This is a genomic window from Reyranella sp. GW821-FHT12G01, assembly GCF_058806575.1.
Genome location: NZ_JBXAPV010000001.1, coordinates 3517727 through 3542150, shown reverse-complemented (window position 1 = coordinate 3542150; position 24424 = coordinate 3517727). Strand labels below are relative to the sequence as shown.

The window sequence follows — 24424 nt, the reverse complement described above, 5'->3', positions numbered from 1 at the left end:
ATGGCACGGAGCGCCGACGCAACCGCGACCTCTTCCGCGCTGCCGCGCGATCCCATTCTTGCCGGACTGACGCTCGACTCGCGCAAGGTCCAGCCGGGCTATCTCTTCGCCGCCCTGTCGGGCGCGCGTGCCGACGGCGCGGCTTTCGTGACCGATGCGGTGAAGCGCGGCGCCATCGCGATCCTGGCGGCGCCCGATGCGGTGCTGCCGCCGCTCGATCCCGGCATTACCGTCCTGCGCGACGCCAATCCGCGCCGCCGCGTGGCGCTGATGGCCTCGGCCTTCGCCGGCCTCCAGCCCGCGACCATCGCCGCCGTCACCGGCACCAACGGCAAGTCTTCGACCGTGCATTTCGTCCGCCAGATCTGGGAGCGGATGGGCCTGCAGGCGGCGAGCGTCGGCACCCTGGGCATCGTGTCGCCCGGCCTCGTGCGCGACGGCGGCCTCACGACGCCCGACCCGGTGCAGCTTCACGAGGACCTGGCGACCCTGGCGCGCGAAGGCGTGTCGCATCTCGCGATCGAAGCTTCGAGCCACGGCATCGACCAGTCCCGTCTCGACGGCCTGCGCCTGTCGGCGGCGGCCTTCACCAACCTGACGCACGAGCATCTCGACTATCACCGCTCGATGGACGCCTACTTCGCGGCCAAGGCGCGCCTGTTCGAAGTGCTGCTGCCGCCGAACAGCACGGCGGTCGTCAATGCCGACAGCGATCGTGCCAACGCGCTCGGCGCGATCTGCCGGCAGCGCGGCATCCGCTTCTGGACCTACGGTGCGAAGGGTGCCGAGTTCCGCCTGCTCGCCGACGATCCGACGCCGGCCGGTCAGCGCCTCGTGCTGGAAGTCATGGGCACGCGTCACGAGGTCGAGCTGCCGCTGGTCGGCGGTTTCCAGGCCTCGAACGCGTTGGCGGCGCTCGGCCTCGTCGTTGCGACAGGCGGCGATCCAGCGCGCGCGGTCGAGGCTCTTGCCCATTTGACCGGCGCACCCGGCCGTCTGCAGCTCGTGGCCCGCCATCGCTCCGGCGCTGCCGTTTACGTCGATTACGCCCACAAGCCCGAGGCGCTTGAGACGGTGCTGCGCACCTTGCGGCCCTTCGCGCGCGGCAAGCTCGTCGTGGTGTTCGGCTGCGGCGGCGACCGCGATCGCGCCAAGCGTCCGGTGATGGGCGAGATCGCCACGCGCTTGGCCGACCTCACGATCGTGACCGACGACAATCCGCGCAGCGAGGAACCGGCCGCCATCCGCGCAGAAATCCTGGGCGGCATCGCCGAGGACCGTCGCAACTGGATCGAGATCGCCAACGGCCGGCACTCCGCGATCGCTGCCGGCATGGAGGCGCTGTCGAGCGCCGACGACCTGCTGCTGATCGCCGGCAAGGGCCACGAGACCGGCCAGACGATCAAGGGCGTCACGCATCATTTCGACGATGCCGAAGAGGCGCGCGCGCTCGCCGGAGGCGCTGCATGAGCGCGCTCTGGACTTCCGACGAAGTGAAGGCGGCGCTGACGGCGGCTTCGATCACCGGGCCGTTCGAAGCCGAGGGCGTGACCTTCGACAGCCGCGCGGTCGGCAAGGGCGATCTCTTCTTCGCGCTGAGCGGCGAGACGACGGATGGCCACGGCTTCGTTGCCGATGCCTTGTCGCGTGGCGCGGCCGCCGCGGTCGTGTCGCGCGACGTCGAGGGCGCGAAGGGCACGCTGGTGCGTGTGCCCGACACGATGAAGGCGTTGTCCGAACTCGGCCGCGCCGCACGCCGCCGCAGCAAGGCGCGCATCGCCAGCGTCACCGGTTCGGTCGGCAAGACCAGCACCAAGGATGCGTTGCGGGCGATGCTGTCGGCGCAGGCGCCGACCTCGGCCAGCGTCGCGAGCTACAACAACCATGTCGGCGTGCCGGTCAGTCTCGCGCGTCTGCCGCGCGATGCGCAGTACGGCGTGTTCGAGATCGGCATGAACCATCCCGGCGAGATCGAGCCGCTCGCTCGCCAGGTCGAGGCGCATGTCGGCATCGTCACCAATGTTGGGCCGGTCCATATCGGTCACATGGGCAGCGAGGAAGCGGTCGCCGACGAGAAGGGCTGCCTGTTCGCCGGCATGGCGGAAGGCGCAGTGGCCGTGCTCAATCGCGACAGCCACCACTACGAGCGCCTCGTCGGAAAAGCCCTCGATTTCGGCGTTTCCCGCATCGTCGGCTTCGGTCGCAGCGAGGCTGCAGAGGCCCGTCTTGTCTCGTGCGACCTGCATGATTCCGGCAGTGATGTTGCAGCCTTGATCCACGGTCGCAGGATCGAGTATCGGCTGGGCGCGGCAGGCGAGCATTGGGTGTTGAACAGCATCGGCGCGCTGGCCGTCGTTGAGGCGCTCGGTGCGGACGTCGTGACGGCGGCGGCGGTCCTGGCCGGCGTGAAGGCATCGCCCGGTCGTGGCGCGCGCCGCATGCTGAAGTTCGGCAGCGGCACGATCGAATTGCTGGACGAGAGCTATAACGCCAACCCGGTTTCGGTGCGGGCGATGCTCGCGGTCCTCGCGCGGATCGAGCCGCAGGCTGGCGGCCGGCGCATGCTGGTGCTGGGCGACATGCGCGAGCTGGGTGAGGGCGCGGACGGCTATCACGCCGGCCTCGCTGACGCCGTGGCCGCGAGCGGCGCCACGCAGGTCTTCCTGTGTGGCCCGCACATGCAGGCCCTGTGGCAGAAGCTGGCGCCGTCGCAGCGCGGGGCGCATCGACCGGATTCGGCGTCGCTCGCGGGCGAACTCGCGGCGGCGCTCAAGGCAGGAGACGTGGTCGCGGTGAAGGGTTCGTTGGGTTCAAAAATGAAAATCGTCGTGGACGCGATCGTGGCGGCCAGCGGCGGCGAGGCGGGACGCTAGGATGTTCTACAATCTTCTCTATCCGCTGGCGGACCTCTTCACGCCGTTCAACCTGTTCCGTTACCTGACGTTCCGCTCGATCGCGGCGTTCCTCACGGCGCTGGTGCTGAGCTTCCTGATCGGCGGTGTGCTGATCCGCTGGCTGCGCAGCAAGCAGAAGCAGGGACAGCCGATCCGCGACGACGGTCCGGCCAGCCATCTGATGACCAAGAAGGGCACGCCGACGATGGGCGGGCTGCTGATCCTGATCACGCTCTCGGTCGCCACCCTGCTGTGGGCCGATCTCACCAACCGCTACGTCTGGATCGTGCTCGGCGTCACGCTGGCCTTCGGCGCGGTGGGTTTCTGGGACGACTTCCTGAAGGTCACCAAGCGCAACACCAAGGGCGTGCCGGGCAAGATCAAGCTCGCGCTCACGGTCGCGGCCTCCGGCATCGCGGTCTACCTGATCGCCCAGGCCTCGCCGGCGCCGCTGCGCTACCAGCTCGCCGTGCCGTTCCTCAAGGACGTGCTGATCCCGCTGGGCATCGTCGGCTTCATCGCATTCGGCGTGCTGGTGATCGCCGGCACCTCGAACGCCGTCAACCTGACCGACGGTCTGGATGGCCTGGCCATCGGCCCGGTCATCATGGCCTCGGCGGTGTTCGGCCTGATCGCCTACGTCGTGGGCAACACGATCCTCACCAACTACCTCTACCTCCATCACGTGCCGCGTTCGGGCGAGCTGGCGGTGCTGCTGGCGGCACTCGTCGGCGCCGGCCTCGGCTTCCTGTGGTTCAACGCGCCGCCCGCCATGGTGTTCATGGGCGACACCGGATCGCTGGCCATCGGCGGCGCCCTGGGTGCGGTCGCGGTCGTCACCAAGCACGAGATCGTGCTGTCGATCGTGGGCGGCCTGTTCGTGCTCGAAACGGTGTCGGTGATCGTGCAGGTCCTGTCCTACAGGTGGACCGGCAAGCGGGTCTTCCGCATGGCGCCGCTGCATCATCATTTCGAACAGAAGGGCTGGGCCGAGCCCACCATCGTCTTCCGCTTCTGGATCATCGCCGCCATCCTGGCGATGGCCGGCCTTGCCACCCTGAAGCTGCGGTGAGCGCATGATCGATCTCGCCATCCTGAAAGGCTCGTCGTTCGTCGTGCTGGGGCTCGCGCGCTCCGGCCTGGCGACCGTGCGCGCTTTTCGGGCGGCCGGGATCGACTGCGTCGCCTGGGACGACAATGCCGCGTCGCGTGACGCGGCGGCGCAAGCAGGCGCCCGCGTCGCCGATCCGGCGACCATCGACTGGTCGGGCATCGCCGCCCTCGTCATCAGCCCGGGCATTCCCAGCACGTTTCCCGTACCGCATCCCGTCGCCGTCGCGGCGCGCGCCGCCGGCAAGCCGATCATCTGCGATGTCGAGCTGCTGGCCCGCGCACAGCCCGAGGCGACATTCATCGCCATCACCGGCACCAACGGCAAATCGACGACGACGGCGCTGATCGGGCACATCCTGAAGCAGGCCGGCCTGCGCTGCGAAGTCGGCGGCAATATCGGCCGCGGCGCGCTCGATCTCGATCCGCTCGGCAAGGGCGGTCTCTACGTGCTCGAACTGTCGTCCTACCAGCTCGAGCTGCTGCAGACCTTTCGCGCCGACGTCGCCGTCTGGCTCAACATCACGCCCGACCATATCGACCGGCACGGCGATCTCGCGGGCTACGTCGCGGCCAAGAAGAACATCTTCGCCCGCCAGCGCGCCGGCGACTGTGCCGTGATCGGCACCGAGGACGAGCCGTCGCGCGAGGTCGCGTACGAAGTCGCGGCGCGCGTCGGCATCGCCTGCGTTCCCGTGGCGCTCGATCGGCCGGTTGCCGGCGGCGTTTCCTATCGCGCGGGCATGCTGGTCGATGCCGACGGCTACACGGTCGACTTCGCCGACGTGCCGACCCTGCCGGGCGACCACAATGCCCAGAATGCTGCCTGCGCCTGGGCGGTCTGCCGCTGGCTCGACGTGCCGCGAGAGGCGATCGTCGCCGGCCTGCGCAGCTATCCCGGCCTGCCCCACCGCCAGGAGCGCGTCGCCGCCGTCGGCAACGTCGTCTACGTCAACGACAGCAAGGCCACGAACGCCGATGCGACCGCGCGCGCCCTGTCGAGCTACGACGACATCTACTGGATCCTTGGCGGCCAGGCGAAGGAGGGCGGCGTGGCGCTGCTCGCTTCGTACTTCGACCGCATCCGTCATGCCTTCCTGATCGGCGAGGCGACGGAGCTGTTCGCCGGCCAGCTCGACGGAAAGCTGCCTTACAGCCGCTGCGGCGATCTCCAGTCGGCGCTCGATGCCGCCCATGCGCTGGCGCAGCGCGAGGCGAAGGGGCCTGCCGTGGTCCTGCTCTCGCCCGCCTGCGCGTCGTGGGATCAGTGGAAGAGTTACGAACACCGGGGTGATGCGTTCCGTGCCATGGCGCGGGCGCTGCCGGGGGCCGAGGTTTTGGGGAGGGCCGCGTGATCCAGGTTCCGCGCGACGATCGCAGTGTCATCGGACAATGGTGGTGGACCGTCGACCGCTGGTCGCTGGGCGCGATCATGGCGATCATGGCCTTCGGTGTGATGTTGACGCTCGCGGCGTCGCCGCCGGCCGCCGAGCGCATCGGCGCCGACTCCTTCCTGTTCGCCAAGCGCCAGTTCATGTTCCTGCCGCTGGCGCTGCTCGTCATGCTGTCGATCTCGCTGGCATCGCCGCGCCACGTGCGGCGACTGGCGCTGCTGGTCTTCTGCGGCAGTATCCTGCTGCTGGCCGCCACCTTCGTGATCGGCATCGAAATCAAGGGCGCGCGGCGCTGGATTTCGGTGCCCGGCCTGTCGAGCGTGCAGCCGTCGGAATTCGTGAAGCCCAGTCTCGCGGTGATCTCGGCCTGGCTGCTGGCGCAGAGCCGCACCGAGCGGCGGGCGCCCGGCTATCTCCTGTCGACGGTGCTGGTCGGCGGCGTGCTGGCCCTGCTGGTGATGCAGCCCGACCTCGGCATGAGCGTCGTCGTGGCCAGCGTGTGGGCCATCCAGCTCTTCGTCGTCGGCCTGCCGATGTGGGTCGCGGGCTTCGGCGCGGCGGCGGGCGCGGGCGGCATGGTCGGCGCCTACTTCCTGTTCAGCCACGTGCGTAGCCGTTTCGACCGCTTCCTCGATCCGTCGTCGGGCGACAACTACCAGGTCAACACCTCGCTCGAAGCCTTCATGAACGGCTCTCTGTTCGGCCGCGGCCCGGGCGAGGGCACGGTGAAGGCGCAGCTTCCCGACGCCCATACCGACTTCGTGATGGCGGTCGCCGGCGAGGAATTCGGCCTCATCGTCTGCCTGATGATCCTCTGCCTGTTCGCCTTCGTGACCCTGCGCTCGATGTCACGCGCCTCGAAGGAGACCAGCCTGTTCATCACCCTGGCGGCGACCGGCCTCGCCGTTCAGTTCGGCCTGCAGGCCGCCATCAACATGGCCTCGACCATCCAGCTCATCCCGGCCAAGGGCATGACGCTGCCGTTCATCTCCTACGGCGGCTCGTCGGCGCTCGCGATGGCGATCTGCGTCGGCATGCTGCTGTCGCTGACGCGCGAACATGCCGGTCTGAGGGAGGCCGTCTGATGGCGGCAGTGCGCCCCGTTGTCCTCGCGACCGGCGGCACTGGCGGGCATGTGTTCCCCGCCGAGGCGCTGGCCGGCGAGCTCGAGGCGCGCGGCGTGCCGTTCACGCTGGTGACCGATTCGCGTGGCCGTCAGTGGCAGGGTGCCCTGTCGCGCCGGCCGATCCACTATATCCACTCGGCGAGCCCCACCGGCTCGATGGCCAAGAAGGCGCTGGCGCTGTTCTCGCTCGCATTCGGCCTGTTCGACGCCTGGCGGGCACTGGGCCGCATCGGACCGTCGGCGGTGGTCGGCTTCGGCGGCTATGCCTCGGTGCCGACCATGATCGCCGCCCGGCTGCGCCGCCTGCCGGCGGCACTGCACGAACAGAATGCCGTGCTGGGCCGCGCCAACCGTCTCGTCCTGGGTGGTGCGGAGCGCGTCGCCACCTCGTTCGCCCGCACGCGCTATCTCGACGGCGACGCGCGGGCGCATCTCGTCGGCAATCCGGTGCGCGAGACCGTGCGCGCGCTGCGTGACCAGCCCTATCGGGCGCCGGCCGAGGGCAGGGTGGTCGATCTCCTCGTGTTCGGCGGCAGCCAGGGCGCGGCCTCGTTCGGCGAGGTCATCCCGGAAGCCGTTCTCGCCCTGCCGCAGGCGATGCGGGCGCGGCTGCGCATCGTGCAGCAGTGCCGGCCCGAGAGCATCGACCGCGTGCGCACCAGCTACGTGAAGGCCGGTGTCGTCGCCGAGCTGGCGCCGTTCTTCGAGGACCTGCCGCGCCGCATCGCTTCGGCGCATCTCGTGATCGGCCGTTCCGGCGCCTCGACCGTGGCCGAGTTGGCCGCGATCGGCCGGCCCTCGATCCTCGTGCCGTATCCCTATGCCGCCGACGATCACCAGACCGCCAACGCCCGCGCCTTCGAAGCGACGGGCGCCTGCATCGTCCTGCCCCACGCATCGTTCACCGCCGCCGCCCTGCTGGACCATCTCACGGCGCTGATCGAAGCGCCCGAGCGCCTGACCGCGATGGCCTCGGCCGCTCATGCCGCCGGCCGTCCCGATGCGGCGGCCAAGCTGGCGGATGTCGTGGGTGAAATGATCTCCCTTCCTCTTTCGTCGTCAGGAGTCGCCACATGAGGGCGCTGCCGCTCGATCTCGGTCTCATTCACTTCGTCGGCATCGGCGGTATCGGCATGTCCGGCATCGCCGAGGTGCTGCACAATCTCGGCTACAAGGTGCAGGGCAGCGACGTCGCCGAAAGCGCCAACACGCGCCGCATCGCCGAACTCGGCATGAAGGTGATGATCGGTCATCGCGCCGAGAATGTCGGCAACGCCCAGGTCATGGTCGTGTCGAGCGCGGTCAAGAAGGACAATCCCGAGGTCCTCGCCGCGCGCACGCGCCACGTGCCAGTCGTGCGCCGCGCCGAGATGCTGGGCGAGCTGATGCGCCTGAAGTGGTCGATCGCGGTCGGCGGCACGCACGGCAAGACGACGACCACCTCGCTGGTCGCCTCCATGCTCGATGCCGGCGGCCTAGATCCGACGGTCATCAACGGTGGCATCATCAACGCCTACGGCACCAACGCCCGCCTGGGCGAGGGCGACTGGATGGTGGTCGAATCCGACGAATCCGACGGCTCGTTCCTGCGCTTGCCGGCCACCATTGCCGTGGTGACCAACGTCGATCCTGAGCATCTCGACCATTACGGCACCTTCGACGCGCTGCGCGACGCCTTCGTGCGCTTCGTCGAGAACATTCCTTTCTACGGCTTCGCCGTGCTGTGCTCGGATCATCCCGAGGTCCAGGCGCTGATCCCGCGCATCGCCGATCGCCGCATCATCACCTACGGCATCGGCGCCAATGCCGACGTGCGCGCCATCAACCTCAAGCTCGACCGCGGCGGCGCCGACTTCGACGTCATGGTCGAGAACCGCGCCACCAACGAATCGCGCATCATCACCGGCATGCGCCTGCCGATGTTCGGCCAGCACAACGTCCAGAATGCACTGGCCGCCATCGCCGTGGGGCAGGAGATGGGCTTGCCGGATGACACGATCCGTCGCGCGCTGACGTCGTTCGGTGGCGTGAAGCGGCGGTTCACCAAGACCGGCGAGGCTCACGGCATCACGGTGATCGACGATTACGGTCATCATCCTGTCGAGATCGCGGTCACCCTGCGTGCCGCGCGCCAGGCCTACGGTGGGTCGGGCCGGGTCATCGCCGTCATGCAGCCGCATCGCTATTCGCGTCTCGGCGCGCTGCGGGCCGAGTTCGCGACCTGCTTCTCCGACGCCGATGCCGTGATCATCGCCGATGTCTATGCGGCGGGCGAAGCGCCCATCGAAGGCGTCAATCGCGATATGCTGGTGGGCCTAGTGCAGCGCGCCGGCCATCGTGACGTGGCGCCGCTCGGCGGGCCGGGCGAGCTTCCGGAAATGATCTGGCAGGTTGCGCGTCCGGGCGACGTCGTGGTCTGCCTCGGCGCGGGCAACATCACCGCCTGGGCGCACGCGCTGCCCGGCCAGATCCAGCAGCTCGCGGCCGAGCATGCCGGCCCGCGCGCCATCGCCAACGATTCGGGCCCCCACAGCGGATCGGCTGCATGATGGCCCTGCCGACCTCGACGCCCCACCTGATCGACCGGCTGCCCAGGCCGCGCGGACGGCTGACCGCCGACGCGCCGCTCGGTCCGCAGACCTGGCTGCGCGCGGGTGGTCCGGCCGAGGTCCTGTTCCGGCCGGCCGATGTCGAGGATCTCGCGAGCTTCATGGCGGGCCTGCCGTCGGACGTGCCGGTCACGGTCCTGGGCGTCAGCTCCAACATCCTGGTGCGCGACGGCGGCGTGAAGGGCGTGGTCATCCGCCTCCTGCGCGGCTTCACCGACATTACCGTCGAAGGGCATGAGGTCGTGGCTGGCGCCGGCGCGCTCGATCTCAACGTCGCGTTGATGGCGCGCGACCATGCGCTGGCCGGCCTCGAATTCCTGAGCGGCATCCCCGGCACGATCGGCGGCGCGCTGCGCATGAATGCCGGCGCCTATGAAGGCGATCTTGCGCAGGTTCTGCTCTCGGCCGAGGCAGTCGATCGCGCGGGCAAGGTCCATGTCGTGCCGGCAGGCGCGATGGGCTACCGCTACCGCCACAGCGATGCGCCGGCCGACTGGATCTTCACCTCGGCGCGCCTGCGCGGGACGCCGGGCGACCAGCTCGCCATCGCCCGCCGCATCGCCGACATCGACACCGCCCGCACGGACTCGCAGCCGCGCAGCCGAACCGGCGGCTCGACCTTCGTCAATCCGCCGGGCCAGCGGGCCTGGGAGCTGATCGATCAGGCCGGTTGCCGCGGCCTGCGCATCGGCGAGGCGCAGGTTTCCGAGAAGCATTGCAATTTCCTGATCAATCTCGGCGACGCAACGGCGACCGACATCGAGGCGCTGGGCGAGGAAGTGCGGCGGCGCGTGCTGGCGAAGACCGGCGTGCAGCTCGAATGGGAGATCCGGCGCATCGGCGAGCCGGCGGGGAGAGAGTAATGAAGCGCGTTGCAGTCCTGATGGGCGGCTGGTCGCCCGAGCGCGAAGTCTCGCTGGTGAGCGGCAAGGCCTGCGCCGAGGGGCTGCGCGAGGGCGGTCACGAGGTGATCGAATACGACGTGCAGCGCGATCTGCGCGCCCTGGTGGATTTCCTGCGGCCCGCGAACGGCGGCGGCCCCGATGTCGTTTTCAACGCCCTGCACGGCCGTTACGGCGAGGATGGCTGCATCCAGGGCGTCCTCGAGATCATGCGGGTGCCCTATACGCATTCCGGTGTGCTCGCCTCGGCCATTGCGATGGACAAGCCGCTGGCGCGGCACATCTTTGCGTCGCTCGGCCTGCGCGTCGCCGACGGCAAGGTGATCGAGCGCCGCTCGCTCGCCGCCGGCGATCCCATGGCGCGTCCCTATGTCGTGAAGCCGATCGACCAGGGGTCGAGCATCGGCGTCCATATCGTGCGTGACGGCGATAACCTGGCGGCGGTCGAGGCCGCCGAGGCCGCGTTCGGCGAGCGCGTCCTGGTCGAGAAGTTCGTGCCGGGCCGTGAACTCACGGTCGCGGTGATGGGCGACAAGCCGATCGCCGTCACCGAGCTCAGGCCGCGCACCCGCTTCTACGACTACGAGGCCAAGTACACCGACGGCATCACCGAGCATCTCGTGCCGGCGCCGGTTCCCGAGGAAGTCTACGAGACCGCCAAGCAATGGGCGCTCGCGGCGTATCAGGAACTCGGCTGCAATGGCTTGAGCCGCGCGGACTTCCGCTGGGACGACTCGCTGCCGGGGACCTCGGGCCTGGTCATCCTGGAAATCAACACCCAGCCCGGCATGACGCCGCTGTCGCTGGCGCCGGAGCAGGCCAAGTGGGCCGGTATTTCCTGGTCGCAGCTCATGACCTGGATGGTCGACCATGCGAGGCACCCGTCGTGAGCGCCACCAAGAAGACGACCACCCCCAAGGCCGGCGCCGCGCCGCGCCGCGACTACGACCGCCGCAAGAAGCGCGGGCCCGTCCGCAAGACCGGCCGCCCGTTCTGGAAGCAGCCGGTGCTGCTGGGCGCCATCGTCCTGTTGCTGGGCTGCGGCGGCGGGGGCGGCTGGTGGGCCTGGCGCGAGGGCTGGCTGGTTGAGGCGCAGAACCAGTTCGACTCGATCTCCCGCAGCGTCGTCGGCGCCATCACGCCGTTCAAGCTGGCGGACGTCACGGTCGAGGGCCGCGATTACGTCGAGCGCGCCGACCTGCTGGCGGCGCTGAACGTCAGCCGGGGTGATTCGCTGCTGGGCATCGACCTGCAAGCCTCGCGCAAGCGGCTCGAGGCGATCGACTGGGTCGAATGGGCGACGGTCGAGCGCCGCCTGCCGGACACGCTCTATGTCACGATGAAGGAACGCCGCGCCGTCGCGATCTGGCAGAACGGCAGCGAGTACACTCTGATCGATGCCAACGGTCGCACCGTGCGGGCGAGCCGGATGCCGCCGGGCGCCGAAAAGCTGCTGCTGCTGGGCGGTCCGGGTGCGCCCGACCATGTCGGCGACCTGTTGCTGCTGCTCACCTACGAGCCGACCGTGGCGCAACAGCTTCGCTCCGCCGTCTGGGTCGGACAGCGCCGCTGGAATCTGATCCTGAACAATGGTGTCGAGATCTGGTTGCCGGAGGAGGACGCCGTCGCGGCCCTCCAGCATCTCGCCAAGCTCGACGGACAGCAGAAGCTGCTGTCGCGTGAATTCGGCGTCGTCGATCTGCGACTGCCCGATAAACTTTATCTCAGAAAGCGCAATCCAGGCGACGCGACGCCGGGGCCAGCGTAGAATCTAAAAACTCGCGAGAGTACGCGTAGACGGGGGACATCGTGGCGAAGACGAGAAATGGCGTCATTGCAGCGCTCGACATAGGTACGAACAAGGTCGTGTGCTTCGTCGCGAGAGTCGACGGGCAGGGACTACGGGTCGTCGGCATCGGCCACCAGCCCGCGCTTGGCATGCGCTCCGGCAACATCGTCGACATGGAAGCGGCAACCCGCGCCATCTCCTCGGCGGTGTCGACCGCGGAAGAGATGTGCGGCGAGCAGGTCCGCGACGTCATCGTGGGCGTGAGCGGCGGGTCGGCCGCCTCGCACAATCAGAGCCTCGAAGTGGCGATCGGCCATCACGAGATCGGCGAGCGCGACGTCCGCCGCGTCCAGCAGCACATCCAGCTGCCCGCCGAAACCGCCGACCGCGACATCATCCATTCCGCCGCGATCGGCTACACGGTCGACGGTACGCCGGTCCGCGACGCGCGTGGCATGTTCGGCGAGCGCCTGGGCGTCGATGTCCATCTGGTGACCGCCGCCAGCGGCGCGATGCGCAACCTGCAGGTCTGCGTGCGCCGCGCCCATCTGGAGATCGCCGACCGCGTGGTCGCCGCCCACGCCGCGGGCCTCAGCTCGCTGGTCTCCGACGAGCGTGACCTTGGTGTGACCCTGATCGACATGGGTGCCGGTACGACATCGATCGCCGTATTCTATGAAGGCCACCTCGTTCACGTCGATTCGATCCCGGTCGGCGGCGAACACGTGACCCGCGACATCGCCCGTGGCCTGTCGACACCGGTCGCGCATGCAGAGCGGATGAAGACTCAGATCGGTCGTGCCGTGATCAAGCCCAACGACGAATACGACATCATCGACGTGCCGCTGATCGGCGAAGAGGATCGCACGCGGCCCAACCACATCCCGCGTTCGATTCTCGTCGGCATCATTCGTCCGCGAGTTGAGGAGACATTCGAGCTCGTGCGCAGCCGACTCGAAGCGTCCGGTGTGGATAAGTTGGCCGGTGGACGCGCCGTTTTGGTCGGCGGCGGCTGTCAGCTCGACGGCGTGCCCGAGGTGGCCGCCGCGATTCTGAACAAGAAGGTTCGCACCGGCGCGCCGCTCCGTCTCGCGGGACTCGCCGATTCGACTGGCGGGCCTGCATTTTCTGCGGCCGCCGGACTTCTCTCCTTCGCTCTCCAGAATCACGCCGTCGCGCAAGCGCAACCGGCGTCGAACGAAGTGCCCGCGAGTCGTATCGGCCGGATTGGCAGTTGGATTAGAGATAACTTTTAGGCAATATGTTGTGCGGGATAAGGCAAATCCCACAGGCTATAGACATAACGACAAGAAAAAGCCGGTGGCGGTGAAGGGTTTCTGACAAAACAGGAGGCCCACGCCGTTGCTCCGAGCAGATAACCCCTCGTTTGCGTGGAGAAAGCCGAATGACAATCAACCTCAGTCTCCCTCAGACGGAGTCCGAGATTAAGCCGCGCATTACCGTCGTCGGAGTCGGTGGCGCGGGCGGAAACGCCGTCAACAACATGATCAGTGCCGCGCTGGAAGGCGTGGAATTCATCGTCGCGAACACCGATTCGCAGGCGCTCAGTCAGTCGCTCGCCGACCGGCGCGTCCAGCTCGGCATCACCATCACCCAGGGCCTCGGCGCTGGCGCCCGTCCTGAAGTCGGCCGTCAGGCCGCCGAAGAGGCGCTCCCCGAAATCCTCCAGCTTCTCGACGGCGCCAACATGGTGTTCGTCACCGCCGGCATGGGCGGCGGCACCGGCACCGGTGCGGCGCCCGTCATCGCCGCCGCTGCGCGCGAGCAGGGCATCCTCACCATCGGCGTCGTCACCAAGCCGTTCCACTTCGAAGGCCGCCGCCGCATGCAGTCGGCCGAGCAGGGCATCACGGAGCTGGAGAAGGTTGTCGACACGCTGATCGTCATCCCCAACCAGAACCTGTTCAAGATCGCCAACGAGAAGACGACGTTCGCCGACGCCTTCAAGATGGCCGACGACGTGCTGCACATGGGCGTGCGCGGCGTCACCGATCTGATGGTCATGCCGGGTCTCATCAATCTCGACTTCGCCGACATCCGCACCGTCATGGGCGAGATGGGCAAGGCGATGATGGGCACGGGCGAGGCGGAAGGTCCGGATCGCAGCCGCGTCGCGGCGGAGTCGGCGATCTCCAACCCGCTGCTGGAAGATCACTCGATGAAGGGCGCCAAGGGCGTGCTCATCAACATCACCGGCGGCCTCGACATGACGCTGCACGAAGTCGACGAAGCGGCGAACCGTATTCGCGAGGAAGTCGACGGCGACGCCAACATCATCTTCGGCTCGACCTTCGACGCGACGATGGACGGCCGCATGCGCGTTTCGGTGGTTGCCACCGGTATCGCCGCGATGGCCGCGCAGCAACCCGCGCCGAACTACCTGTCGCTCGACATGAACCGCCCGATCCAGACGGGCCAGCCGGCGCTCAGCCGTCCGGCCGCGCCGCCGGTCGGACGTGTCGCCATGCCGGCTGCTGCCGTGGCAGCGCCCGCGCCGGTGATGCCCGCGGCTCCTGTCGCGCCGCCGGTTGCGGTTGCACCGCCGGCCCCGCCGGTCGTTGCGCCGGCTCCGGTCGCCGTTGCGGCTCCGGCCGCCCCGATCATGGCGTCGATGCCGACGCCGGCTCCCGTCTACGAGGCGCCGGTCGAGGCTCCCGTCATGGAAGCTCCTGCGATCGAAGCGGCGCCTGTCGCTCCGGCGCCCGCGCCGATCCCGGCTCCCGTTGCAGTCGCTCCGGCTCCCGTCCAGGCGCCCGCGCCGGCCGCAGCACCGCAGCGTCCGCTGGTCGACGAGAACGACTGGCGCATCAGCCGCCCGTCGACGGCGAAGGCCCCGGTCCGGGCCGAACCCGTTGCGCGACCGATGGCCGCGCGCCCGGCGACCGACAGCCGTGCGCCGAACCTGTTCCAGCGCATCACCGGCGCTTTCTCGGCGCCGAAGGCTGGTGCCACGGCAGCGGCTCCGGCCCCGACCGAGCCGCCGGTCGCCCGCCCGGCGCCTGAAAATGTCGTCGCGGTAGCGCCGAAGGCACCGGTTTCGCGTCCCGCGCCGGTCCAGACCTCGATCAGCCTGGACGTCACGGAGCGCGCCAAGCCTGCGCGCGATGACGACGACCTGCAAATTCCGGCTTTCCTGCGGCGGCAAGCCAACTGACGCAGGAAATTCAGTTATCCCACGCATCTTCTTGAGGGGCCGTCGGCCCCTCTTTTTTTCGCAGGCGCGTGATATAACGCGCCGGGCCGAAGTTTTACTGGATGGGACATGTCGAAGGTTGTTGTGAGTAAGGGCAGGCGCATCATCGCGGGGCTGGCGCTGTCGTTGGCGGCATTCGGCCTCTCCGCATGCGGCTCGGACGACGACAAGTACGTCGAGCGGCCTGTCGAGCAGCTCTACAATCGAGGCCTCGATGCACTCGGCCAGCAGGAATACAAGACGGCCGCCAAGAGCTTCGAGGAAGTCGATCGCCAGCATCCGTATTCGGTCTGGGCGACCAAGGCGCAGATCATGGCCGCCTTCGCCTATTACCAGTCCAACAAGTACGACGAAGCCATCATCGCGCTCGACCGCTTCATCCAGCTCCATCCCGGCCACCGCGATCTGCCCTACGCCTACTACCTGAAGGCGCTCTGCTTCTATGAGCAGATCTCAGACGTCGGCCGCGACCAGCGTATCACGCAGCAGGCGCTCGACGCGCTGGCCGAGGTCGTGAAGCGCTTCCCCGAATCGCCGTACGCGCGCGATGCGCGCCTCAAGGTCGAACTCTGCATCGACCATCTCGCCGGCAAGGAGATGGCGGTCGGCCGCTACTATCAGAAGAACCAGCAGTATGTCGGCGCCATCAACCGCTACCGCGTGGTGATCGAACGCTACCAGACGACGACGCACGTGCCGGAGGCGCTGCATCGTCTGGTCGAAACCTATCTGTCGCTCGGCGTGAAGAGTGAAGCCCAGGAGGCCGCGGCCGTCCTCGGCTACAACTTCCCTGGCAGCGACTGGTACCAGGACAGCTACTTCCTGATGACCGGCGAGGGCACTCGGCCGGCCGACGAGAAGGGCGGCTGGTTCTCCAGCCTCTTCTGACCGCCCGGCATGCTCGCTACCCTCTCGATCCGCGACTTCGTGCTGATCGAGAAACTCGACCTCGATTTTGCCCATGCCGGCGGCCTCGGTGCGCTGACTGGTGAGACCGGCGCGGGCAAATCCATCCTGATCGACGCGCTTGGCCTCGCGCTGGGCGCGCGCGCTGAATCTGGCGTGGTGCGTCGGGGTGCTGCCCAGGCTTCCATCGCGGCGTCCTTCGACCTGCCGCGCAACCACGCGGCCCGCGCGGTGCTCGCCGAGCAGGGGCTCGACGGCGAGGACGTGCTGACCTTGCGGCGCATGATCGGCGCCGACGGCCGTGGCCGCGTCTTCGTCAACGACCAGCCGGCCTCGGTCGCGCTGCTGCGCCGGCTCGGCGACACGCTGGTCGAGATCCAGGGCCAGATGGACCAGCACGGCCTGCTCGACACCGTGACCCATCGCGCCTCGCTCGACGCTTTTGCCGGTCTCGAAAAGCAGGCCGCCGCTGTCACCTCGTCGTGGTCCGCATGGCGCACGGCCGAGCAGGCGCATGCCGATGCGCTGGCGACGGCCGAAGCGGCGCGGCGCGACGAGGAATTCCTGCGACATGCGGTGAAGGAGCTCGACGCACTGGCGCCCAAGGCCGACGACGAGGAAACGCTGGCGGGCGAGCGGCAATTGATGCGCGCCGGCAGCGCGCTGGGCGAGGCGGTGGCGCAGGCGCTCAGCGAGCTGGAGCAGGGCCGCGGCGCCGTGACGAGCCTCCGCACGGCGCATCGCCTGATCGAGCGCAACGCGGACAAGGCCGCGGGCCGGTTCGACGCACCGCTGGCGGCGCTCGACCGGGCGCTGAGCGAAGCCACGGAGGCGCAGGCGCAGCTCGAGATGGCCCGCGATACGCTGGAATTCGATCCGTCCCGCCTGGAGAAGATCGAGGAGCGGCTGTTTGCGCTGCGGGCCCTCGCGCGCAAGCACAACGTCGCCGTGGCTGGATTGGCGGCGCTCTCGGAGAAATTCTCGGCCCAGCTTGCGGCTCTCGACGATGGCGAGGCGGGGCTGAAGAAGCTGGCGGCGGCCTCAAAGGCGGCACGCGCGGCCTATGTGACGGCCGCTGAGGCGCAGGCCGCTGCCCGGCGCAAGGGGGCCGCCAAGCTCGATAAGGCGGTGGCCGCCGAGCTGGCACCGCTCAAGCTCGAACGCGCGAAGTTCGTCACCGAAGTTGCGGCGCTGCCTGAGGCGGACTGGTCCGCCGCCGGCACGGATCGCGTGCAGTTCACTGTCTCGACCAATCCCGGCGCGCCGCCGGCGCCGATCGCCAAGATCGCGTCGGGCGGCGAACTCTCGCGCTTTCTGCTGGCGCTGAAAGTCTGCCTGGCCAAGGTGGGCGACGCCCCGACCATCGTGTTCGACGAGGTCGATTCCGGCATCGGCGGCGCCACGGCCGCGGCCGTCGGTGAGCGGCTGAAGCGGCTCGCGAAGGATGTGCAGGTGCTCGTGGTCACGCACTCGCCGCAGGTTGCTGCGGTGGCGGACCGTCATTGGCTGATCCGCAAGACCACGACGCGCACGGCGGCCAGCACCGACGTGCTGGCGCTCGACGCCAAGGGCCGCCGCGAGGAGATCGCGCGCATGTTGTCAGGCGCGGAAGTGACGGTCGAGGCGCGCGCCGCGGCCGACCGCCTGCTGGCGACAGCAGGTTAGGGAGACGGCAATGTCCCGTGCGGCGAAGGTCGTGGCGGCGCTCGAGGTCGACAAGCTGACGGAGCGTCAGGGTCGCTCCGAGCACAAGCGGCTGGCCGAAGAGATCGTCCACCACGATAAGCTCTATCACGAGAAGGACGAGCCGGAGATCTCCGATGCCGAGTACGACAAGCTCCGTCAGCGGCTGAAGGCGATCGAGGCGAAATTCCCGCAAATCGTGGACATGTTCAGCCCGACGCAGCGGGTCGCACCGACGCCGACAACGGCGTTCGCCAAGGTGACGCATCGCCGGCCGATGCTGTCGCTCGACAACTGCTTCACCGACGAGGAGCTGCAGGAATTCCTCGACCGCGTGCGCCGCGGCTTGGAGCGCGAGACCAATATCGGCGCCGACGACGAGATCGCGTTCAGCTGCGAGGCGAAGATCGATGGTCTCTCAATCAGCCTGCGCTACGAGGACGGCGAGTTCGTGCAGGGCGCGACGCGCGGCGACGGCACGACGGGCGAGGACGTCACGGCCAACCTCAAGACCGTGAAGGACATCCCCCACACCTTGAAGGCGCACGGGAAAGACAAGCTCCCCAAGTCGATCGACGTGCGCGGCGAAGTCTACATGGAGCGCTCGGCGTTCCAGGAGATGAACAAGCGGCAGGAGGAAGCGGAGGAGAAGACCTTCGCCAATCCGCGCAATGCCGCCGCCGGATCGCTGCGTCAGCTCGATGCCAGCATCACCGCGAAGCGTCCGCTGCGCTTCTTCGCCTATGCCTGGGGCGAGGCCGAGCCGCGCTCGTGGAAGACGCACAGCGAATATCTGAAGCTGCTGAAGGCCTGGGGATTCAAGACCAACCCGCTCACCGAGCTGTGCCGAACACCGGACGAGGTGCGGGCTTTCTACAAGAAGATCGGCGAGGAGCGGCCGTCGCTGCCCTATGACATCGATGGCGTCGTCTACAAGGTCGACCGCATCGACTGGCAGGAGCGGCTGGGCTTCGTCAGTCGCGCGCCGCGTTGGGCGACGGCGCACAAGTTCCCGGCCGAGCAGGCACGGACACGGCTGAACGGCATCAACATCCAGGTCGGCCGCACCGGCGCGCTGACGCCGGTCGCCGATCTCGAGCCGGTGAACGTGGGCGGCGTGATGGTGGGGCGTGCGACCTTGCACAATGCCGACGAGATCGAGCGGCTGGATGTGCGTGTAGGAGACATGGTCACGATCCAGCGCGCCGGCGACGTGATCCCGCAAGTACTGGGCTTCGTGGCCGACGAGCGGCCGAAGAACGCGAAGAAGTATCACTTCCCAACGCACTGCCCCTGTCCGCTCAAGACCGAGGTGAAGGCCGAGGAGGGCGGCGTCGTGCGGCGCTGCTCCGGAGGCCTGGAGTGCCCGTTCCAGCAGGTCGAGCGGCTGCGCTACTTCGTGTCACGTAACTGCTTCGACATCGAGGGGCTGGGTGGCACGCACATCGAGAATTTCTTCAACGACGGGCTGCTCAAGGTGCCGGGCGATATCTTCCGGCTGGCCGAGCACGAACGCGACATCAGGAAGCGCGAGGGCTGGGGCGACACATCGGTACGCAACCTGCTCGCCGCCATCGAGGCCCGCCGCACGATTTCACTCGATCGGCTGATCAACGCCATCGGCATCCCGCTGATCGGCGAAGCCACGGCCAAGATCCTGGCGCAGGAATACGGCGATGCTGACACCTGGCTGGCCGAGATGCTGGCCGCGGTGAAGGAGCGTGAGGCGCATCCAGATCCCGCGAAGAAGGAGAAGGCGGTCGAGACCGTCGGGCCGAGCTACGGCCGGCTCTGCAACATCGAGCAGATCGGCGTCACGACGGCGGACGCGATGTGCGCGTTCTTCGGCGAAGGACACAATGTCGAGATCATCCGGGATCTGCTGAAGCAGCTCGAGGTCCAGTCGGTGCAGCGTCGCGTGATCGCGGCGGACGCCAAGCTCAAGGACAAGATCGTGGTCTTCACCGGCGAACTGTCGACCATGACCCGCGACGCCGCCAAGGCGCGCGCCGAGGACCTGGGCGCAAAGGTCACCGATTCGGTATCGAAGAAGACCAGCCTCGTCGTCGTCGGCGAGAATGCCGGCTCCAAGGCGCGCAAGGCCGCTGAACTCGGCATCCAGACGATGACCGAGGAAGAGTGGGTGAAGCTCAGCGAGTAGAGGGTCCGCCGCGCTAAATCGCGCGCGTCGCCTCGGCCAGCCAGGTCTGCGTCGCTTCGTCGACGGTTGGTCCCACCGTCTCGCGCACGCGCTGGTGATAGTCGTTCAGCCACTGACGCTCGGCGTCGGTCAGTAGTGTTCGATCGATGCACGCGAGGTCGATCGGCGCCAGGGTCAGCGTCTCGAATTCGAGATAGCGCCGGTCGGCGCCTTCGATCTCGACCTCCTTCACCGCGACGAGGTTCTCGATGCGGATGCCGTAGGCACCGGTTTTGTAGTAGCCGGGCTCGTTGCTGACGATCATGCCGGGCTGCAGCGCGACCGAATTCGGCATCTTGGAAATGCGGTGCGGGCCTTCATGCACCGACAGGTACGCGCCGACGCCGTGGCCGGTGCCGTGGTCGTAGTCGAGGCCGACCTGCCACAGCGCATAACGCGCCAGCACGTCGAGCTGCGAGCCCGTCGTCCCGACCGGGAAACGCGCGCAGGCCAGCGCGATATGGCCCTTGAGGACGCGCGTGAAGCGATCCTTCATCTCGGGCGAGGGCGTGCCGACGCCGACCGTGCGCGTGATGTCGGTGGTGCCGTCGCGATACTGGCCGCCCGAATCCACCAGATAGAGGCTGCCGGGCTCAAGCGTGCGTTCGGTCGCCTCGGAGGCGCGGTAATGGACGATGGCGCCGTTGGCACCGGCACCTGAGATGGTGTCGAAGCTGAGGTCGCGCAGCTTGCCGGTCTCTTCCCGCAGCGCCTGCAGGCGATCCGACACTTCGATCTCGCGCAAGCGTCCGGCACTCGACTTCTGGTCGAGCCAGCCCAGGAAGCGGCTGACGGCGGCGCCGTCGCGGCGATGGGCGCTGCGGATGCCTTCGAGTTCGACGGCGTTCTTGCAGGCCTTGGGGAGCGAGATGGGGTCGGCGTCGCGGACCAGCGTCGCACCGGCGGCCTGCAGGCGTGTCGCGGCCCAGTAAGGCGCGGTCGAGGTCTCGACCAGGACGCGCTTGCCCATCTTGCCCAGCATGTCGAGCGCGCTGCCCAGTTCCTCGGGCGGCGCCAGGGTCACGGCATTGCCCAGCCAGGACACGGTGCGATCGGGGATCTTGCGACGATCCATGTAGAGATCGACATGGCCGTCGGCATGGATCAGTGCGAAGCCCAGCGCGAACGGCGTGCGTGGGACGTCGCCGCCGCGCACGTTCAGCAGCCAGGCGATCGAATCGGGGGCGGTGATCAGCGCGACGTCGGCGTTCTTGCTCGACAGGATCGAGGCGATGCGCGCGCGCTTGCTCTCGCTGGTCTCGCCGGCGAATTCGACGGGATGCGGCAGGACGGGCGCGAGCGGGGCCGGCGGGCGGCCGCGCCACACCGTGTCGACGGGATTGGATTCAACGGGCACGAAGCTGCCGCCGGCGCGCTGGCAGGCGCGCGCGAAGCGGTCGTAGCCGTCGGCGGTCTGCAGCCAGGGATCGAAGCCGAGCTTGCCGCCCTTGGGCAGGTTGTCGGCGATCCATTGTTCGGCCGACTGCTCGGGAATCTGGTGCGGCTCGAAGGCCGCGACATCGACCTGATCGCGGACGGCGAGGGTGTAGCGACCGTCGATGAAGATCGCGGCGCGGTCGGCCAGCACGATGGCAAGGCCCGCCGAGCCGCTGAAACCGGTCAGCCAGCCCAGCCGCTGGGAGCGGCGCGGCACGTACTCGCCCTGATGCTCGTCCGCACGGGGCACGACGAAACCGTCGAGGCCGCGACGCTTCAGTTCGGCACGAAGGTCGGCCAACCGAGCGGCGGGCGCGGGGCTCGCCTCCAGCCCGTCGTCGCCGGCGGCCAGCTCTGCCCGCCAGGCAGACAGAGCTTTGGTCAATTCGGCATCAGGCGCCGGGTCGACCAGCTCGACCCATTCCGGCCCGGACAGGCTTTCGGGGGCGGCGGCCACGCCGCGCATCAGCGCATCGAGCGCGACGGGGTCGGTGGCGCGGCCGCGCTTGCGGAGGAGGGCGAGAACGTCGTCGGGAGCGGCACTCATGATGCGGTCGACCCTACGCGCGGTAAATGGGTCGCGCAAATTGAGCAATTTTTGTTCGCTCGCACGTGCGAAATGCTAAAATATGGTGCGTCATGCGTCCAGTGCATATCGAACCTTCAAGGTCTGCACTTATTGTTGTAACTCAAGGCTCTATATTTGCTTGGTGCGGTGCAGCATCGACTATCGCGCCGCACAATAGAAGGAGAGACTCATGATGACCCAGCCGATTCGGACCTTTAAGGATCTGACCAGCGAAACTGCGCCGGCGGGGGGAAACGCGAATTCCAAGTTCGGCTTCACCATCGATGATCGTCACCTGCTCGAGCTGCGCGCCCGTTACGCGCGTGCGGAGTTGCTGGCGAACGGCATCGGTGACGCGATCCTGTGGCTCGGCCGCCAGTACGGCCGTCTCACCGCGGGCCTCAAAGCCGACCTGAAGCTGCGTGCCGCCGAGGCCCAGCTGCACCGCATGTCCGACCGCGAACTGTCCGACCTCGGCCTGTGCCGGGCGGACATCAACTTCGCGGTCCGTGAAGCCGCCGAGGGTGCGACCCCCGAGTTCGACCATGTCCCCGGACAGGTCACCGCGGCGAACCAGAATCTGCGCCGCGCGGCGTAGCCGATTGTAGCGTAGCGTAAGCGTAAGCGTACGAGGGCCGGCGAAAGCCGGCCCTTTCGTTTTGGCGGTCAGGCCTTGCGCAGGATCAGGCTGCGCCACCACGCACCGCCCGTCTCCAGGTCGATGCGGCGTTCGAAGACGAAGCCACGCCGTCCATAGGTCGAGATGATGAGCGCAGCCTGCTCGACCAGCAGTCCGCTCAGCAGGATGCGCCCGCCGGGACGGACCGAGGCACCGAACACTTCCGCGAGATCCAGCAGTGGCCCGGCCAGGATGTTGGCGACGATCAGATCGTAGGGCGCGCGGCCGGCCAGTTCGTCGGCCTGCAGGCCCGAGGACACGAAGAAGGAGCAGAATTCCGGCACGCCGTTGAGTTCTGCATTCTCGCGCGCGACGACCACCGCTTCGGCATCGTTGTCGCCGCCGATGATGGGCCGCTTCCAGAGCTTGGCCATGGCGATGGCCAGGATGCCGCTGCCGCATCCCACGTCGACGGCGTTGACCGTCTCGGCGGGATCGAGCGTCGCCAGCATTTCGAGGCAGCCGCGCGTGGTAGCGTGCGTGCCGGTGCCGAAGGCGAGGCCGGCATCGATGCGCAACGGCAGCAGGCCGTGCGGTCGCCCGTCGGCGACGTGCGAGGGATGAACCCAGAAAGGACCAACCGCGAAGGGCCGGAAGGAGCGCTGGTTCTCGGCCACCCAGTCGATGTCGGGCAGCTCTTCCCATTGCCAGTGCGGCCGGTCGAGGCCGAGCGCCTGGGCGGCGGCGTCGATGGCCGCTTCGACCAGGGCCTCCTCGCCTTCGCCGAAGATGTCGATGCGCCACGGCCCGTTGCGCGACATCTCGCAGCTCGCGACGATGAAGCCTTCCTCGCCCAGCCGTTCTTCCAGCAGGGTTTCCCAGCCCGCGCGTTGCGCGGCCGGGGCGACGAAACCCGCTTTGCGTACCTTGCTCATGCCGATGTCCTCACGCCGGAAGGAAAAGCATGCGCTGGGGTGGCAAGTCCACGCCCACCTGGTCGCCCACCGACCGCAGCTCGCTGCCCGACTGGAAGGGCGTTTCGATCAGGACTTCGCTCTCGCCCAGGCGCACGCCATAGCGGACGGTCGCGCCCAGGAATTCGCGATGTGTCACCGGCCCGCGCAAGGGGGCGCTCTCGGGGGCCGACAGCGCCGCATGCTGGGGGCGGAACACCAGCCGCTTGCCGGCGGGAATGGGCACGCCGGCCCGTTCGTCGAGGATGTTGGCGGAGCCCAGGAAGTTGGCGACGAACAGGTTCGCCGGGTTTTCGTAGAGCTCCATCGGCGTGCCGACCTGCTGGATCACGCCGCCTTCCATCACGGCGATGCGGTCGCAGATCGTGTTGGCCTCTTCCTGGTCGTGGGTCACGAAGATCGTGGTGAGGCCGAGCCGCTGCTGCAGCGCGCGCAGCTCGCGGCGCACGCTGACGCGCATCTTGGCGTCGAGATTGGAGAGCGGTTCGTCGAGCAGCAGTACCTTGGGTTCGATGGCGATGGTGCGCGCCACGGCCACGCGCTGCTGCTGGCCGCCCGAGAGCTGCGCGGGCCGGCGTTCGGCATAGGCGGCGAGGCCGACCAGTTCGAGCGCCTGCGCGACCCGACGGTCGATCTCGGCGCGCGGCAGGCGGCGTTCTTCCAGGCCAAAGGCGACGTTCTTCGCCACGGTCATGTGCGGCCACAGCGCGTAGCTCTGGAACACCATGCCGACATCGCGCTTCCAGGGCGGCAGCGGCGCCACGTCCTGGCCGTCGAGCATCACCTTGCCGGTCTGAGCCTGGGCGAAACCCGCGATCAAACGAAGAAGCGTGGTCTTGCCGCAGCCGGACGGGCCCAGGAAGGCGAAGAATTCGCCGGGCCGGATCGAGAGGGCCACATTCTTCAGCACATGGGTTGCGCCGTAGGAGAGGTTCACGCCCGTGATCTCGATGCCGACGGCCTTCGGGGCTTTCGGAGCCTGCGACATGGTCATCTCCG

The 24424-nt window shown here is 68.2% G+C and carries 19 protein-coding genes; 16 read left to right on the top strand and 3 right to left on the bottom strand.

The features are described from left to right. The 15 genes from AC1RP5_RS17115 (at position 1) to ligA (ending at position 19788) form a co-directional block, all read left to right on the top strand. Positions 1 to 1470 (top strand): UDP-N-acetylmuramoyl-L-alanyl-D-glutamate--2,6-diaminopimelate ligase, encoded by a 1470-nt coding sequence (locus tag AC1RP5_RS17115; RefSeq protein ID WP_493112466.1) that lies wholly within the window; start codon positions 1 to 3, stop codon positions 1468 to 1470. After that, the gene (locus tag AC1RP5_RS17110) at positions 1467 to 2873 is read left to right on the top strand and encodes a UDP-N-acetylmuramoyl-tripeptide--D-alanyl-D-alanine ligase (RefSeq protein ID WP_493112464.1); all 1407 of its coding nucleotides are present in this window, start codon (positions 1467 to 1469) and stop codon (positions 2871 to 2873) included. The genes AC1RP5_RS17115 and AC1RP5_RS17110 overlap by 4 nt, the downstream gene beginning before the upstream one ends. Before the next feature lies 1 nt (position 2874). Next, positions 2875 to 3966, top strand: coding sequence for a phospho-N-acetylmuramoyl-pentapeptide-transferase (gene mraY / locus AC1RP5_RS17105; RefSeq protein WP_493112463.1), 1092 nt, complete (start codon positions 2875 to 2877; stop codon positions 3964 to 3966). 4 nt (positions 3967 to 3970) lie between these two features. Beyond that, positions 3971 to 5359, top strand: a complete 1389-nt coding sequence (murD, locus tag AC1RP5_RS17100; protein ID WP_493112462.1) for a UDP-N-acetylmuramoyl-L-alanine--D-glutamate ligase — start codon at positions 3971 to 3973, stop codon at positions 5357 to 5359. Beyond that, on the top strand, positions 5356 to 6483 hold the full coding sequence (locus AC1RP5_RS17095) for an FtsW/RodA/SpoVE family cell cycle protein (RefSeq protein WP_493112460.1): 1128 nt from the start codon (positions 5356 to 5358) through the stop codon (positions 6481 to 6483). The genes murD and AC1RP5_RS17095 overlap by 4 nt, the downstream gene beginning before the upstream one ends. Beyond that, the gene (murG, locus tag AC1RP5_RS17090) at positions 6483 to 7601 is read left to right on the top strand and encodes an undecaprenyldiphospho-muramoylpentapeptide beta-N-acetylglucosaminyltransferase (protein WP_493112458.1); all 1119 of its coding nucleotides are present in this window, start codon (positions 6483 to 6485) and stop codon (positions 7599 to 7601) included. Before AC1RP5_RS17095 ends, murG begins: the two co-directional genes overlap by 1 nt. Further along, the gene (murC, locus tag AC1RP5_RS17085; RefSeq protein ID WP_493112456.1) at positions 7598 to 9073 is read left to right on the top strand and encodes a UDP-N-acetylmuramate--L-alanine ligase; all 1476 of its coding nucleotides are present in this window, start codon (positions 7598 to 7600) and stop codon (positions 9071 to 9073) included. The genes murG and murC overlap by 4 nt, the downstream gene beginning before the upstream one ends. After that, positions 9073 to 9996 (top strand): UDP-N-acetylmuramate dehydrogenase, encoded by a 924-nt coding sequence (murB, locus tag AC1RP5_RS17080; RefSeq protein WP_493113386.1) that lies wholly within the window; start codon positions 9073 to 9075, stop codon positions 9994 to 9996. Before murC ends, murB begins: the two co-directional genes overlap by 1 nt. Then, the gene (locus AC1RP5_RS17075; protein WP_493112454.1) at positions 9996 to 10925 is read left to right on the top strand and encodes a D-alanine--D-alanine ligase; all 930 of its coding nucleotides are present in this window, start codon (positions 9996 to 9998) and stop codon (positions 10923 to 10925) included. The genes murB and AC1RP5_RS17075 overlap by 1 nt, the downstream gene beginning before the upstream one ends. Beyond that, on the top strand, positions 10922 to 11803 hold the full coding sequence (locus tag AC1RP5_RS17070) for a cell division protein FtsQ/DivIB (RefSeq protein WP_493112453.1): 882 nt from the start codon (positions 10922 to 10924) through the stop codon (positions 11801 to 11803). Before AC1RP5_RS17075 ends, AC1RP5_RS17070 begins: the two co-directional genes overlap by 4 nt. A gap of 41 nt (positions 11804 to 11844) precedes the next feature. Next, complete coding sequence (ftsA, locus tag AC1RP5_RS17065) at positions 11845 to 13080, top strand: cell division protein FtsA (protein WP_493112451.1); 1236 nt, start codon at positions 11845 to 11847, stop codon at positions 13078 to 13080. 149 nt (positions 13081 to 13229) lie between these two features. Next, on the top strand, positions 13230 to 14999 hold the full coding sequence (gene ftsZ / locus AC1RP5_RS17060) for a cell division protein FtsZ (protein WP_493112449.1): 1770 nt from the start codon (positions 13230 to 13232) through the stop codon (positions 14997 to 14999). 108 nt (positions 15000 to 15107) lie between these two features. After that, positions 15108 to 15926 (top strand): outer membrane protein assembly factor BamD, encoded by an 819-nt coding sequence (locus AC1RP5_RS17055; RefSeq protein WP_493112448.1) that lies wholly within the window; start codon positions 15108 to 15110, stop codon positions 15924 to 15926. 9 nt (positions 15927 to 15935) lie between these two features. Continuing rightward, a complete protein-coding gene (recN, locus tag AC1RP5_RS17050) occupies positions 15936 to 17609 on the top strand; it encodes a DNA repair protein RecN (protein ID WP_493112446.1) in 1674 nt (557 codons plus the stop codon). 10 nt (positions 17610 to 17619) lie between these two features. Continuing rightward, positions 17620 to 19788 (top strand): NAD-dependent DNA ligase LigA, encoded by a 2169-nt coding sequence (ligA, locus tag AC1RP5_RS17045; protein WP_493112445.1) that lies wholly within the window; start codon positions 17620 to 17622, stop codon positions 19786 to 19788. A gap of 13 nt (positions 19789 to 19801) precedes the next feature. On the opposite strand, the gene AC1RP5_RS17040 is transcribed toward ligA, so the two are convergent. After that, entirely contained in the window at positions 19802 to 21811 is a 2010-nt protein-coding gene (locus AC1RP5_RS17040; protein WP_493112443.1) for an aminopeptidase P family protein, read from the bottom strand. A 211-nt stretch (positions 21812 to 22022) separates the two neighbouring features. Between AC1RP5_RS17040 and AC1RP5_RS17035 the strand changes: the two genes are divergently transcribed. Further along, positions 22023 to 22430 carry a YjiS-like domain-containing protein gene (locus tag AC1RP5_RS17035; RefSeq protein ID WP_493112442.1) on the top strand — a complete coding sequence of 136 codons (408 nt, stop codon included), beginning with the start codon at positions 22023 to 22025 and terminating at the stop codon, positions 22428 to 22430. Between the two features lie 68 nt (positions 22431 to 22498). Here AC1RP5_RS17035 and AC1RP5_RS17030 read toward each other — a convergent pair whose 3' ends face one another. Both AC1RP5_RS17030 and AC1RP5_RS17025 read right to left on the bottom strand, forming a co-directional pair. Continuing rightward, positions 22499 to 23386, bottom strand: a complete 888-nt coding sequence (locus tag AC1RP5_RS17030) for a 50S ribosomal protein L11 methyltransferase (protein WP_493112440.1) — start codon at positions 23384 to 23386, stop codon at positions 22499 to 22501. 10 nt (positions 23387 to 23396) lie between these two features. Next, a complete protein-coding gene (locus AC1RP5_RS17025; RefSeq protein ID WP_493112438.1) occupies positions 23397 to 24413 on the bottom strand; it encodes an ABC transporter ATP-binding protein in 1017 nt (338 codons plus the stop codon). Between the last annotated feature and the right edge of the window lie 11 nt (positions 24414 to 24424).

What these genes read in the sequence shown, in the direction of transcription:
- AC1RP5_RS17115 (WP_493112466.1), top strand. Translation starts at nt 1, where the DNA reads ATGGCACGGAGCGCCGACGCAACCGCGACCTCTTCCGCGCTGCCGCGC.
- AC1RP5_RS17110 (WP_493112464.1), top strand. Translation starts at nt 1,467, where the DNA reads ATGAGCGCGCTCTGGACTTCCGACGAAGTGAAGGCGGCGCTGACGGCG.
- mraY (WP_493112463.1), top strand. Translation starts at nt 2,875, where the DNA reads ATGTTCTACAATCTTCTCTATCCGCTGGCGGACCTCTTCACGCCGTTC.
- murD (WP_493112462.1), top strand. Translation starts at nt 3,971, where the DNA reads ATGATCGATCTCGCCATCCTGAAAGGCTCGTCGTTCGTCGTGCTGGGG.
- murG (WP_493112458.1), top strand. Translation starts at nt 6,483, where the DNA reads ATGGCGGCAGTGCGCCCCGTTGTCCTCGCGACCGGCGGCACTGGCGGG.
- murC (WP_493112456.1), top strand. Translation starts at nt 7,598, where the DNA reads ATGAGGGCGCTGCCGCTCGATCTCGGTCTCATTCACTTCGTCGGCATC.
- murB (WP_493113386.1), top strand. Translation starts at nt 9,073, where the DNA reads ATGGCCCTGCCGACCTCGACGCCCCACCTGATCGACCGGCTGCCCAGG.
- AC1RP5_RS17075 (WP_493112454.1), top strand. Translation starts at nt 9,996, where the DNA reads ATGAAGCGCGTTGCAGTCCTGATGGGCGGCTGGTCGCCCGAGCGCGAA.
- ftsZ (WP_493112449.1), top strand. Translation starts at nt 13,230, where the DNA reads ATGACAATCAACCTCAGTCTCCCTCAGACGGAGTCCGAGATTAAGCCG.
- AC1RP5_RS17055 (WP_493112448.1), top strand. Translation starts at nt 15,108, where the DNA reads ATGTCGAAGGTTGTTGTGAGTAAGGGCAGGCGCATCATCGCGGGGCTG.
- recN (WP_493112446.1), top strand. Translation starts at nt 15,936, where the DNA reads ATGCTCGCTACCCTCTCGATCCGCGACTTCGTGCTGATCGAGAAACTC.
- ligA (WP_493112445.1), top strand. Translation starts at nt 17,620, where the DNA reads ATGTCCCGTGCGGCGAAGGTCGTGGCGGCGCTCGAGGTCGACAAGCTG.
- AC1RP5_RS17040 (WP_493112443.1), bottom strand. Translation starts at nt 21,811, where the DNA reads ATGAGTGCCGCTCCCGACGACGTTCTCGCCCTCCTCCGCAAGCGCGGC.
- AC1RP5_RS17035 (WP_493112442.1), top strand. Translation starts at nt 22,023, where the DNA reads ATGATGACCCAGCCGATTCGGACCTTTAAGGATCTGACCAGCGAAACT.
- AC1RP5_RS17030 (WP_493112440.1), bottom strand. Translation starts at nt 23,386, where the DNA reads ATGAGCAAGGTACGCAAAGCGGGTTTCGTCGCCCCGGCCGCGCAACGC.
- AC1RP5_RS17025 (WP_493112438.1), bottom strand. Translation starts at nt 24,413, where the DNA reads ATGTCGCAGGCTCCGAAAGCCCCGAAGGCCGTCGGCATCGAGATCACG.